Consider the following 12,874-nt stretch of genomic DNA (forward strand, 5'->3'; position numbering starts at 1 on the left):
GTCCAAGGATGAAGGCGGCCGTCATACTCCGTTCTTCAAAGGCTACCGTCCACAGTTCTACTTCCGTACAACTGACGTGACCGGTACCATCGAACTGCCAGAAGGCGTAGAGATGGTAATGCCAGGCGACAACATTCAGATGGTTGTTACCCTGATCCACCCAATCGCGATGGACGACGGTCTGCGTTTCGCCATCCGTGAAGGCGGCCGTACCGTGGGTGCAGGTGTTGTTGCTAAAGTTATCGCTTAATCGCTGATAATATTTGACGCAACGCACGAGAAAAGGGCATCATTTGATGCCCTTTTTCTACGCTGTAACATAGAACCTGGCTCATCAGTGATTTTCGGTCATAATCATTGCTGAGGCAGGCTCTGTAGCACGGCGTAAAAACCCATAATTTTCAAGCATGTCTTGAGATTAATGGCTATGCCGGGTGGTGCCTTTGCACATTATTCGGTTCGGTTGCCTCGTTTTGCGGGGCAAAAGTGTTTCTGATTTATTCTGGCAGGTTGGTTTATGAGTGCTAATACCGAAGCTCAAGGGAGCGGACGCGGCCTGGAAGTGATCAAGTGGTTAGGTGTGGCAGTACTGCTGATCGCTGCTATCGTCGGCAACTATTATTATCGCGGCGTGACTCTGCCGCTGCGCGCGCTGGCCGTCGTTGTTCTGATCGCAGCCGCAGCAGGCGTTGCCCTGCTGACCATCAAAGGCAAAGCAACACTGGCTTTCGCCCGTGAAGCCCGCACTGAAGTTCGCAAAGTCATCTGGCCTACTCGTCAGGAAACGTTGCACACCACGTTAATCGTTGCCGCGGTAACTGCCGTGATGTCACTGATTTTGTGGGGGCTGGATGGCATTCTGGTCCGTCTGGTATCGTTTATCACTGGCCTGAGGTTCTAAGATGTCTGAAGCCCCAAAAATGCGCTGGTACGTCGTTCAGGCGTTTTCCGGTTTTGAAGGCCGCGTATCGCAGTCGCTGCGCGAGCATATCAAATTACACAATATGGAAGAGCTGTTTGGCGAAGTCATGGTTCCAACCGAAGAAGTGGTTGAGATCCGTGGTGGCCAGCGCCGCAAAAGCGAGCGCAAGTTCTTCCCGGGCTATGTGCTGGTGCAGATGGTCATGAACGATGCCAGCTGGCACCTGGTGCGCAGCGTGCCACGCGTGATGGGCTTTATCGGTGGTACCTCTGACCGTCCGGCGCCGATCAGCGATAAAGAAGTTGACGCGATCATGAACCGTCTGCAGCAGGTTGGTGACAAGCCACGTCCTAAAACGCTGTTTGAGCCGGGTGAACTGGTTCGCGTTAGCGATGGTCCATTTGCGGACTTCAACGGCGTGGTGGAAGAAGTCGACTACGAGAAAAGCCGCCTGAAAGTATCTGTTTCCATCTTCGGCCGTGCTACGCCGGTTGAGCTGGACTTCGGTCAGGTTGAGAAAGGCTAATCCCCTTTGCGCGCAGTGCGAAAAATCGCGCTGTGCGGCATAAAATTTACACAATTGTCCTGAACGGATGGTTGCGAAAGGCGCGAAATTGCACTATTATTTCGCGCCTTTTGTTTTTACACGCTGGCAACGGCGGGTAAATATTAATCACGGGGAGCTTCTCACGAAGCGTTATCACCCAATAGAGGAATTATCATGGCTAAGAAAGTACAAGCCTACGTTAAGCTGCAGGTTGCAGCTGGTATGGCAAACCCGAGCCCACCGGTTGGTCCAGCTCTGGGTCAGCAAGGCGTTAACATCATGGAATTCTGTAAAGCGTTTAACGCCAAAACAGAATCCCTTGAGAAAGGTCTTCCAACTCCGGTTGTGATCACCGTTTACTCTGACCGTTCTTTCACCTTCGTTACCAAAACCCCTCCTGCAGCAGTACTGCTGAAGAAAGCGGCTGGTATCAAGTCTGGTTCTGGCAAGCCGAACAAAGACAAAGTAGGTAAAGTATCCCGTGCTCAGGTACGTGAAATCGCAGAAACCAAAGCTGCGGACATGACTGGTGCTGACGTTGAAGCGATGACTCGCTCAATCGAAGGTACTGCTCGTTCCATGGGCCTGGTTGTAGAGGACTAAGAAATGGCTAAGCTGACCAAGCGCATGCGCGTGATCCGTGACAAAGTTGATTCAACTAAACAGTATGACATCAACGAAGCTGTTGCTCTGCTGAAAGAACTGGCTACTGCCAAGTTCGTTGAAAGCGTTGACGTAGCGGTAAACCTGGGCATCGATGCTCGTAAATCTGACCAGAACGTGCGTGGTGCAACTGTACTGCCACACGGTACTGGCCGTTCCGTTCGCGTTGCCGTATTTGCCCAGGGCGCAAACGCTGAAGCTGCTAAAGCAGCCGGCGCTGAGCTGGTAGGTATGGAAGATCTGGCTGACCAGATCAAAAAAGGCGAAATGAACTTCGACGTGGTTATCGCATCTCCTGATGCAATGCGCGTTGTTGGCCAGCTGGGTCAGGTTCTGGGCCCACGCGGTCTGATGCCAAACCCGAAAGTCGGTACTGTAACCCCTAACGTTGCTGAAGCAGTGAAAAACGCTAAAGCGGGTCAGGTTCGTTACCGTAACGACAAAAACGGTATCATCCATACCACTATTGGTAAGGTTGACTTCGATACCGATAAGCTGAAAGAAAACCTGGAATCCCTGCTGGTTGCGCTGAAAAAAGCAAAACCTTCTCAGGCGAAAGGCGTTTTCATCAAGAAAGTTAGCCTGTCCACCACCATGGGTGCTGGCGTGGCAATCGATCAGGCTGGCCTGAACGCTGCTGCTAACTAATCTGCTTTACGTGGGCTAAATTTTCATCTAGAATCTTTGGCCCATTGTTCTGTTATTATGCAGAACTTCTAATCGAGTCATTCGAGTTGTAGCAAAGCGGCAACTGAGTGAATCCACAGGTGCGTAGTTCACTACGTGACTGGGGTGAATGAAGGCAGCCAACGCAGCGGCAGCTTGAAGGACGATGTATTAGACAGATTTTTAGGTTGGAGCCAGGCCTATCCTGGCCTCCGTCCAAGACCGCAGGTGTTTCGCAAGAGACTTAATTTCCTGCGTAGACGGTGACAGAACCAAAAGAATATTTTTATAGTCTTTGCTGGATCTGCTCACCGTGTTTTAGCGCCTGGCCGTGGTAACACGGTTCAGGTGAAGTGAGTTCCGGGGAAATTCATCTCCGGCTAAAATCCAGGAGCACAAGCTAATGGCCTTAAATCTTCAAGACAAACAAGCGATTGTTGCTGAAGTCAGCGAAGTAGCCAAAGGCGCGCTGTCTGCGGTAGTTGCGGATTCTCGTGGCGTTACCGTAGACAAAATGACCGAACTGCGTAAAGCAGCTCGTGAAGCTGGCGTAGTGATGCGTGTTGTTCGTAACACCCTGCTGCGTCGCGTTGTTGAGGGTACTCAGTTTGAGTGCCTGAAAGACACCTTCACCGGTCCTACCTTGATTGCATATTCTATGGAACACCCGGGCGCTGCTGCTCGTCTGTTCAAAGATTTCGCGAAAGCGAATGCAAAATTTGAGGTTAAAGCTGCGGCCTTTGAAGGCGAGCTGATCAGTGCGGCTCAGATCGACCGCCTGGCAACTCTGCCTACCTACGATGAAGCAGTTGCACGCCTGATGGCAACCATGAAAGAAGCCGCTGCCGGCAAACTGGTTCGCACTCTGGCTGCTGTTCGCGATCAGAAAGAAGCTGCTTAATCAGCCTTTCTTTTCACGTTCATTTGCTTACGTATAAACTTTTTCTGAATTTAGGAACACGAAATGTCAATCACTAAAGACCAAATCATTGAAGGCGTTGCAGCTCTGTCTGTAATGGAAATCGTTGAACTGATCGCCGCTATGGAAGAGAAGTTCGGCGTGTCTGCTGCTGCAGCTGTTGCTGTTGCTGCTGGCCCGGCAGAAGCTGTTGAAGAAAAAACTGAGTTCGACGTTGTACTGAAAGCTATCGGCGCTAACAAAGTTGCCGTGATCAAAGCAGTACGTGGCGCAACTGGTCTGGGCCTGAAAGAAGCCAAAGACCTGGTTGAGTCTGCACCTGCTGCCCTGAAAGAAGGCATCAGCAAAGACGACGCAGAAGCTCTGAAGAAATCTCTGGAAGAAGCTGGCGCAGAAGTTGAAGTTAAATAAGCCAACCTTCCAGGTTGCAGCTTGAGTCTGACATTACGTTAGCTCAGGCTGATGGCTGGTGACTTTTTGGTCACCAGCCTTTTTGCGCTCTATAGCATCAATGGTCTTTCACACTGTTTAGCCATTGATTAGCTTAATATCTTTCTCTATCGACGACTTAATATACTGCCATCCCTCCATGGGCTCCCCGCCCGGAAAGCGGCAATGAAATGGTTTAAGCGTGATAGAAAGAGGTATTACAAAAGGCGTTCTGCCTTTTGCACAACACAAAACAGCGTTGCATGAACTGTCCCCTCTGGACGGACAGAAAGGTTCTACTTTTCAGCGAGCTGAGGAACCCAATGGTTTACTCCTATACCGAGAAAAAACGCATTCGTAAGGATTTTGGAAAACGTCCACAAGTACTGGACATTCCTTATCTCCTTTCTATCCAGCTTGACTCGTTCCAGAAGTTTATCGAGCAAGATTCGGAAGGTCAGTATGGTCTGGAAGCAGCATTCCGTTCCGTATTCCCGATCCAAAGCTATAGCGGTAACTCTGAGCTGCAGTACGTCAGCTACCGTTTAGGCGAACCTGTCTTTGATGTGAAAGAGTGTCAGATTCGTGGCGTCACGTACTCTGCACCGCTGCGCGTTAAACTGCGCCTGGTGATCTACGAGCGCGAAGCGCCGGAAGGCACCGTTAAAGATATCAAAGAACAAGAAGTATACATGGGCGAAATCCCGCTCATGACTGACAACGGTACCTTTGTGATCAATGGTACCGAGCGCGTTATCGTTTCTCAGCTGCATCGTAGCCCTGGTGTCTTCTTCGACAGCGATAAGGGTAAAACCCACTCGTCGGGTAAAGTGCTGTATAACGCACGTATCATCCCTTACCGCGGTTCATGGTTAGACTTCGAGTTCGACCCGAAAGATAACCTGTTCGTCCGTATTGACCGTCGCCGTAAACTGCCTGCGACCATCATTCTGCGCGCGCTGAACTACACCACCGAACAGATCCTTGACCTGTTCTTCGATAAAGTGGTGTACCAGATCCGTGATAACAAGCTGCAGATGGAGCTGGTCCCGGAACGCCTGCGCGGTGAAACTGCGTCCTTCGATATCGAAGCGAACGGCACCGTTTACGTCGAAAAAGGTCGTCGCATTACTGCGCGTCATATTCGCCAGCTGGAAAAAGATGACGTTCAACACATCGAAGTTCCGGTTGAATACATCGCGGGCAAAGTCGTTGCTAAAGATTACATCGACGAAAGCACCGGTGAGCTGCTGGTTGCGGCGAACATGGAGCTGTCGCTGGATCTGCTGGCTAAACTGAGCCAGTCCGGTCACAAGCGCATCGAAACGCTGTTCACCAATGACCTGGACCACGGTTCGTACATGTCCGAAACCGTGCGCGTCGACCCAACCAACGATCGCCTGAGCGCGCTGGTTGAGATCTACCGCATGATGCGTCCTGGTGAGCCACCGACGCGTGAAGCGGCTGAAAACCTGTTCGAGAACCTGTTCTTCTCAGAAGACCGCTACGACCTGTCTGCGGTGGGTCGTATGAAGTTCAACCGTTCTCTGCTGCGTGATGAGATCGAAGGTTCCGGTATTCTGAGCAAAGACGACATCATTCAGGTGATGAAGAAGCTGATCGGGATCCGTAACGGTATTGGCGAAGTGGATGATATCGACCACCTCGGCAACCGTCGAATTCGTTCCGTTGGCGAAATGGCTGAAAACCAGTTCCGTGTTGGTCTGGTGCGCGTTGAGCGTGCGGTTAAAGAGCGTCTGTCCCTGGGCGATCTGGACACCCTGATGCCTCAGGACATGATCAACGCCAAGCCAATCTCGGCCGCGGTGAAAGAGTTCTTCGGTTCCAGCCAGCTGTCACAGTTTATGGACCAGAACAACCCGTTGTCTGAGATCACGCACAAGCGTCGTATCTCTGCACTGGGCCCGGGCGGTCTGACGCGTGAGCGTGCAGGCTTCGAAGTTCGAGACGTACACCCGACTCACTACGGTCGCGTATGTCCAATCGAAACGCCGGAAGGTCCAAACATCGGTCTGATCAACTCCCTGTCCGTGTACGCACAGACTAACGAGTATGGTTTCCTGGAAACCCCATACCGTCGCGTGCGCGATGGCGTGGTGACCGACGAAATTCATTACCTCTCTGCGATTGAAGAGGGTAACTACGTTATCGCTCAGGCTAACACCAACCTCGACGACGAAGGTCACTTCGTAGACGACCTGGTGACCTGCCGTAGCAAAGGCGAGTCGAGCCTGTTCAGCCGCGATCAGGTTGACTACATGGACGTATCCACCCAACAGGTGGTTTCCGTCGGTGCGTCACTGATCCCGTTCCTGGAACACGATGACGCCAACCGTGCATTGATGGGTGCAAACATGCAACGTCAGGCCGTACCAACCCTGCGCGCGGATAAACCGCTGGTAGGTACAGGTATGGAGCGCGCGGTAGCGGTTGACTCCGGCGTAACTGCCGTAGCGAAACGTGGTGGTACCGTACAGTACGTTGATGCATCCCGTATCGTTATCAAAGTTAACGAAGACGAGATGTACCCTGGCGAAGCCGGCATCGACATCTACAACCTGACCAAGTACACCCGTTCGAACCAGAACACCTGCATCAACCAGATGCCATGCGTGAACCTGGGCGAACCGATTGAACGTGGCGACGTGCTGGCTGACGGTCCTTCAACCGACCTCGGCGAACTGGCTCTTGGCCAGAACATGCGCGTAGCGTTCATGCCGTGGAACGGCTACAACTTCGAAGACTCCATCTTAGTCTCCGAGCGCGTAGTACAGGAAGACCGCTTCACCACCATCCACATCCAGGAACTGGCGTGTGTCTCTCGTGACACCAAGCTGGGGCCGGAAGAGATCACCGCTGACATCCCTAACGTGGGTGAGGCTGCGCTCTCCAAGCTGGATGAGTCTGGTATCGTTTATATCGGTGCAGAAGTGACCGGTGGCGACATTCTGGTTGGTAAGGTAACGCCGAAGGGTGAAACTCAGCTGACGCCAGAAGAGAAGCTGCTGCGTGCGATCTTCGGTGAGAAAGCGTCTGACGTTAAAGACTCTTCCCTGCGCGTGCCTAACGGCGTGTCAGGTACCGTTATCGACGTTCAGGTCTTCACCCGCGATGGCGTAGAGAAAGACAAGCGCGCGCTGGAAATCGAAGAGATGCAGCTGAAGCAGGCGAAGAAAGACCTGTCTGAAGAGCTGAAGATCCTCGAAGCGGGCCTGTTCAGCCGTATTCAATACCTGCTGGTTGCCGGCGGTGTGGAAGCGGACAAACTGGACAAGCTGCCTCGCGAGCGCTGGCTGGAACTGGGCCTGACCGACGAAGAGAAACAGAACCAGCTGGAACAGCTGGCTGAGCAGTACGACGAGCTGAAGCACGAGTTTGAGAAGAAACTTGAAGCCAAGCGCCGCAAAATCACTCAGGGCGATGACCTGGCACCAGGCGTGCTGAAAATCGTTAAAGTGTATCTGGCCGTTAAACGTCAGATCCAGCCTGGTGACAAGATGGCAGGTCGTCACGGGAACAAAGGTGTTATCTCCAAGATCAACCCGATCGAAGATATGCCATACGATGAGAACGGTACGCCGGTCGATATCGTACTGAACCCGCTGGGCGTTCCATCGCGTATGAACATCGGTCAGATTCTTGAAACCCACCTGGGTATGGCTGCGAAAGGCATCGGCGAGAAAATCAACGCCATGCTGAAGAAGCAGGAAGAAGTGTCCAAGCTGCGTGAGTTTATTCAGCGCGCCTACGATCTGGGCACCGACGTGCGTCAGAAAGTTGACCTGAACACCTTCACCGACGACGAAGTGCTGCGTCTGGCAGAGAACCTGAAAAAAGGTATGCCAATCGCCACTCCGGTGTTTGACGGCGCGAAAGAGAGCGAGATCAAAGAGCTGCTGCAGCTCGGCGGCCTGCCTTCTTCTGGCCAGATCACCCTGTTCGACGGTCGTACCGGTGAGCAGTTCGAGCGTCAGGTTACCGTTGGCTACATGTACATGCTGAAACTTAACCACCTGGTTGATGACAAGATGCATGCACGTTCTACCGGTTCCTACAGCCTGGTTACTCAGCAGCCGCTGGGTGGTAAGGCGCAGTTCGGTGGTCAGCGCTTCGGTGAGATGGAAGTATGGGCACTGGAAGCATACGGTGCCGCATATACCCTGCAGGAAATGCTGACCGTGAAGTCTGATGACGTTAACGGCCGTACCAAGATGTATAAAAACATCGTTGACGGCAACCATCAGATGGAACCGGGCATGCCAGAATCCTTCAACGTACTGTTGAAAGAGATTCGCTCGCTGGGTATCAACATCGAGCTGGAAGACGAGTAATCACTCCCCCACCTTCGGGATGCACGTCGCTAACGCGCCGGCAGCCTGAAACCGGGGGGTACTCGCACTTGCTGTACTGGTTACAGGGCGCCCGGGTCACTCCGGGCGTTTCTGAGAAGTCTCACTCCGACGGGAGCTAATCCGTGAAAGACTTACTTAAGTTTCTGAAAGCACAAACTAAGACCGAAGAGTTTGATGCGATCAAGATCGCGCTGGCATCGCCAGACATGATCCGTTCATGGTCTTTTGGTGAAGTTAAGAAGCCAGAAACCATCAACTACCGTACGTTCAAACCAGAACGTGACGGCCTTTTCTGTGCGCGTATTTTCGGGCCGGTAAAAGACTATGAGTGCCTGTGCGGTAAGTACAAGCGCCTGAAACACCGTGGTGTGATCTGTGAGAAGTGTGGCGTTGAAGTTACACAAACCAAGGTTCGCCGTGAGCGCATGGGCCACATTGAGCTGGCTTCCCCGACTGCGCACATCTGGTTCCTGAAATCGCTGCCTTCGCGCATCGGTTTACTGCTGGATATGCCGCTGCGTGATATCGAACGTGTGCTGTACTTCGAATCTTACGTGGTGGTTGAAGGCGGTATGACCAACCTCGAAAAGCGCCAGATCCTGACTGAAGAGCAGTATCTTGACGCGCTGGAAGAGTTTGGTGATGAATTCGACGCCAAAATGGGTGCGGAAGCGATCCAGGCCCTGTTGAAAAACATGGATCTGGAGCAAGAGTGCGAGCAGCTGCGTGAAGAGCTGACCGAAACCAACTCCGAAACCAAGCGTAAAAAGCTGACCAAGCGTATCAAGCTGCTGGAAGCGTTCGTACAATCTGGTAACAAGCCAGAGTGGATGATCCTGACCGTGCTGCCGGTACTGCCACCGGATCTGCGTCCGCTGGTTCCGCTGGACGGCGGTCGTTTCGCGACATCAGATCTGAACGATCTGTACCGTCGTGTGATCAACCGTAACAACCGTCTGAAACGCCTGCTGGATCTGGCTGCGCCAGACATCATCGTACGCAACGAAAAACGTATGCTGCAGGAAGCGGTCGATGCGCTGCTGGATAACGGCCGTCGCGGTCGTGCGATCACCGGTTCGAACAAACGTCCTCTGAAATCTTTGGCCGATATGATCAAAGGTAAACAGGGTCGTTTCCGTCAGAACCTGCTGGGTAAACGTGTAGACTATTCAGGCCGTTCGGTTATTACCGTAGGTCCATACCTGCGCCTGCACCAGTGTGGTCTGCCGAAGAAAATGGCACTGGAGCTGTTCAAACCGTTCATCTACGGCAAGCTGGAGCTGCGTGGTCTTGCTACCACCATCAAAGCCGCTAAGAAAATGGTTGAGCGTGAAGAAGCTGTCGTCTGGGATATCCTGGATGAAGTGATCCGCGAACACCCGGTCCTGCTGAACCGTGCACCAACCCTGCACCGTCTGGGCATCCAGGCGTTTGAGCCAGTACTGATCGAAGGTAAAGCGATTCAGCTGCACCCGCTGGTTTGTGCGGCATACAACGCCGACTTCGATGGTGACCAGATGGCTGTTCACGTACCGCTGACGCTGGAAGCCCAGCTGGAAGCGCGTGCGCTGATGATGTCGACCAACAACATCCTGTCGCCTGCGAACGGTGAGCCAATCATCGTTCCTTCTCAGGACGTTGTACTGGGTCTGTACTACATGACACGCGACTGTGTTAACGCCAAAGGCGAAGGCATGGTGCTGAGCGGTCCGAAAGAAGCTGAGCGTATTTACCGCGCCGGCCTCGCGTCTCTGCACGCTCGCGTTAAGGTGCGTATCACCGAACATGAGAAAGACGATCAGGGCGTCTGGACCTCTAAAACCAGCCTGATCGACACCACCATTGGTCGTGCGATCCTGTGGATGATCGTGCCAAAAGGCCTGCCTTACTCTATCGTCAACCAGGCGTTAGGTAAGAAAGCGATCTCTAAGATGCTGAACACCTGTTACCGCATCCTGGGCCTGAAACCAACGGTTATCTTTGCTGACCAGACCATGTACACCGGCTTTGCCTATGCGGCACGTTCAGGTGTGTCTGTCGGTATCGACGACATGGTGATCCCAGCGAAGAAAGTGGAAATCATCACCGAAGCGGAAGCGGAAGTGGCTGAGATCCAGCAGCAGTTCCAGTCTGGTCTGGTTACCGCTGGCGAACGCTATAACAAAGTGATCGATATCTGGGCTGCGGCCAACGAACGCGTTGCGAAAGCGATGATGGAAAACCTCTCTACAGAAGCCGTGATTAACCGTGACGGTGAAGAAGAGAAGCAGGTTTCCTTCAACAGCATCTTTATGATGGCCGACTCCGGTGCGCGTGGTTCTCCGGCACAGATTCGTCAGCTGGCGGGTATGCGTGGTCTGATGGCCAAGCCAGATGGCTCAATCATCGAAACGCCAATCACCGCGAACTTCCGTGAAGGTCTGAACGTACTCCAGTACTTCATCTCGACCCACGGTGCGCGTAAAGGCCTTGCGGATACCGCACTGAAAACCGCGAACTCCGGTTACCTGACCCGTCGTCTGGTTGACGTGGCGCAGGATCTGGTGGTGACCGAAGACGATTGTGGTACCCACGAAGGTATCATGATGACCCCGGTTATCGAAGGTGGTGATGTTAAAGAGCCACTGCGTGAGCGCGTTCTGGGTCGTGTGACCGCAGAAGACGTGATCAAGCCAGGTACCGCTGACATCCTGCTGCCGCGCAACACGCTGCTGCATGAAGCCCAGTGTGATCTGTTAGAAGAACACTCTGTTGACAGCCTGAAAGTGCGTTCCGTAGTAAGCTGCGAAACTGACTTCGGCGTGTGTGCGCACTGCTACGGTCGCGACCTGGCACGTGGTCACATCATCAACAAAGGTGAAGCGATCGGTGTTATTGCGGCCCAGTCAATCGGTGAGCCGGGTACCCAGCTGACGATGCGTACCTTCCACATCGGTGGTGCGGCATCTCGTGCGGCTGCGGAATCCAGCATTCAGGTGAAGAACAAAGGTACCCTGAAACTGATCAACGCCAAGTCGGTAACTAACTCCGCTGGCAAGCTGGTGATCACCTCGCGTAACGTTGAACTGAAAATGATCGACGAATTTGGTCGTACCAAAGAGAGCTATAAAGTTCCTTATGGTGCCTCCATGGCGAAAGGTGACGGTGAGCAGGTTGCAGCGGGTGAGACCGTCGCAAACTGGGATCCACACACCATGCCGGTTATCACCGAAGTGAGCGGTTTCATTCGCTTCACCGACATGATTGACGGCCAGACCATTACCCGCCAGACGGACGACCTGACCGGTCTCTCCTCGCTGATCATTCTGGACAGTGCTGAACGTACTGCCGGTGCGAAAGATCTGCGTCCGGCGCTGAAAATCGTTGATGCCAACGGTAATGATGTCCTGATCCCTGGCACCGACATGCCTGCGCAGTACTTCCTGCCAGGTAAAGCGATCGTGCAGCTGGAAGATGGCATCAAGATCAGCTCGGGTGATACCCTGGCGCGTGTTCCGCAGGAATCTGGCGGTACCAAGGACATCACCGGTGGTCTGCCACGCGTTGCTGACCTGTTCGAAGCCCGTCGTCCGAAAGAGCCAGCTATCCTGGCGGAGATCAGCGGTATTATCTCCTTCGGTAAAGAGACCAAAGGTAAGCGCCGTCTGGTGATTACTCCGGTTGATGGCAGCGAACCTTACGAAGAGATGATTCCGAAATGGCGTCAGCTGAACGTATTCGAAGGTGAGCGCGTGGAACGCGGTGACGTGGTTTCCGATGGCCCTGAGTCTCCACATGACATTCTGCGTCTGCGTGGCGTGCATGCGGTGACCCGTTACATCACTAACGAAGTGCAGGAAGTTTACCGCCTGCAGGGCGTTAAGATTAACGATAAGCACATTGAAGTTATCGTTCGTCAGATGCTGCGTAAAGCGACCATCGAAAGCGCGGGAAGCTCTGACTTCCTCGACGGTGAGCAGGTTGAGTTCTCACGCGTGAAGATCTCCAACCGCGATCTGGAAAACAACGGCAAAATCGCAGCGACCTATGCCCGCGATCTGCTGGGTATCACCAAGGCGTCCCTGGCAACCGAGTCGTTCATCTCTGCGGCTTCGTTCCAGGAAACCACGCGCGTACTGACCGAAGCAGCCGTTGCGGGCAAACGCGACGAACTGCGCGGCCTGAAAGAGAACGTGATCGTTGGCCGTCTGATCCCAGCCGGTACCGGTTACGCTTATCATCAGGATCGTATGCGTCGTAAAGCCGCGGGCGAAGCCCCGGTTGTACCGCAGGTGACCGCAGATGAAGCTTCTGCCAGCCTGGCTGAACTGCTGAACGCCGGTCTCGGCGGCGGCAACGACGAGTAATCGTCGCTC

Annotated in this window: 8 protein-coding genes and 1 pseudogene; all 9 read left to right on the top strand. The window is 53.4% G+C overall.

The features are described 5' to 3' along the window. Nucleotides 1-250 (top strand): annotated as a pseudogene (tuf, locus tag ASF13_RS08600) (elongation factor Tu); the annotation flags it as partial. 267 nt (nucleotides 251-517) lie between these two features. Beyond that, nucleotides 518-901, top strand: a complete 384-nt coding sequence (gene secE / locus ASF13_RS08605; protein WP_056234878.1) for a preprotein translocase subunit SecE — start codon at nucleotides 518-520, stop codon at nucleotides 899-901. 1 nt (nucleotide 902) lies between these two features. Then, a complete protein-coding gene (gene nusG / locus ASF13_RS08610) occupies nucleotides 903-1,448 on the top strand; it encodes a transcription termination/antitermination protein NusG (protein WP_056234880.1) in 546 nt (181 codons plus the stop codon). A 195-nt stretch (nucleotides 1,449-1,643) separates the two neighbouring features. After that, on the top strand, nucleotides 1,644-2,072 hold the full coding sequence (gene rplK, locus ASF13_RS08615; RefSeq protein WP_034828899.1) for a 50S ribosomal protein L11: 429 nt from the start codon (nucleotides 1,644-1,646) through the stop codon (nucleotides 2,070-2,072). A gap of 3 nt (nucleotides 2,073-2,075) precedes the next feature. Next, nucleotides 2,076-2,780, top strand: coding sequence for a 50S ribosomal protein L1 (rplA, locus tag ASF13_RS08620; protein WP_056234883.1), 705 nt, complete (start codon nucleotides 2,076-2,078; stop codon nucleotides 2,778-2,780). Between the two features lie 421 nt (nucleotides 2,781-3,201). Continuing rightward, nucleotides 3,202-3,699 carry a 50S ribosomal protein L10 gene (gene rplJ, locus ASF13_RS08625; protein WP_056234885.1) on the top strand — a complete coding sequence of 166 codons (498 nt, stop codon included), beginning with the start codon at nucleotides 3,202-3,204 and terminating at the stop codon, nucleotides 3,697-3,699. A gap of 63 nt (nucleotides 3,700-3,762) precedes the next feature. Continuing rightward, nucleotides 3,763-4,128 carry a 50S ribosomal protein L7/L12 gene (rplL, locus tag ASF13_RS08630; RefSeq protein WP_056234886.1) on the top strand — a complete coding sequence of 122 codons (366 nt, stop codon included), beginning with the start codon at nucleotides 3,763-3,765 and terminating at the stop codon, nucleotides 4,126-4,128. Between the two features lie 341 nt (nucleotides 4,129-4,469). After that, nucleotides 4,470-8,498 carry a DNA-directed RNA polymerase subunit beta gene (gene rpoB / locus ASF13_RS08635; protein WP_056234888.1) on the top strand — a complete coding sequence of 1,343 codons (4,029 nt, stop codon included), beginning with the start codon at nucleotides 4,470-4,472 and terminating at the stop codon, nucleotides 8,496-8,498. 143 nt (nucleotides 8,499-8,641) lie between these two features. Beyond that, nucleotides 8,642-12,865 carry a DNA-directed RNA polymerase subunit beta' gene (rpoC, locus tag ASF13_RS08640; protein ID WP_056234892.1) on the top strand — a complete coding sequence of 1,408 codons (4,224 nt, stop codon included), beginning with the start codon at nucleotides 8,642-8,644 and terminating at the stop codon, nucleotides 12,863-12,865. Nucleotides 12,866-12,874: the final 9 nt, after the last annotated feature.

Origin of the sequence: Erwinia sp. Leaf53 (genome assembly GCF_001422605.1) — a bacterium.
GTDB lineage: Bacteria > Pseudomonadota > Gammaproteobacteria > Enterobacterales > Enterobacteriaceae > Erwinia.